The sequence below is a fragment of the Streptococcus sp. HMSC034E03 genome (assembly GCF_001811505.1).
Taxonomy (GTDB): domain Bacteria; phylum Bacillota; class Bacilli; order Lactobacillales; family Streptococcaceae; genus Streptococcus.
In genome coordinates this window covers 172,652-173,130 of the sequence record NZ_KV805000.1, presented here as the reverse complement: position 1 = coordinate 173,130, position 479 = coordinate 172,652, and the positions used below count along the sequence as shown (strand labels likewise).

Sequence of the window (479 nt, the reverse complement as noted above, 5' to 3'; positions counted from 1 at the left end):
TCAGCCTTGCCATCTTTGGCACCGTACACTTTAATAGTAGCTTTATAACTTTGAGTTCCGTTTTGTTTCAAGAAATCAAGAAGCTCTTTATCAGATTTTCCTTGAGTGCCGGCCAAATCTACTTCATAGAAGTAGAGGCCTTTGCCCAATTTCTCTACTGGTGGAAGAGCGGGGTTTTTAGCTGAACCGTTGTCTGACCATGGGGCCTTGTCAGTAGCTTTCAAGATAAGGCGGGTCAACATACCATCACCTGCGAAGAATTCGTATGGAATAACTTGATTGACGCCGGCTGTGAATGGACCTGGGAAGTTGGCTTTATCCAAGTAAGTAGCTGGAACATCTACTGTGTCTTTAGTATTGTCAGCCACGCCTTTTTGGACTTCAGCTGGAGTTGTTAAGCCATTCAAGTTGACATCCAAATCTTTTGTCGCTACGAGATTGCTCAAATCAGCCTTGCCATCTTTGGCACCGTACACTTT

The 479-nt window shown here is 44.3% G+C and carries 1 protein-coding gene; it reads right to left on the bottom strand.

The window, feature by feature from the left end; genetic code table 11:
• On the bottom strand, positions 1-479 hold a 479-nt coding region (locus tag HMPREF2805_RS11595; RefSeq protein WP_261676380.1), incomplete at both ends, for a fibronectin-binding SSURE repeat-containing protein.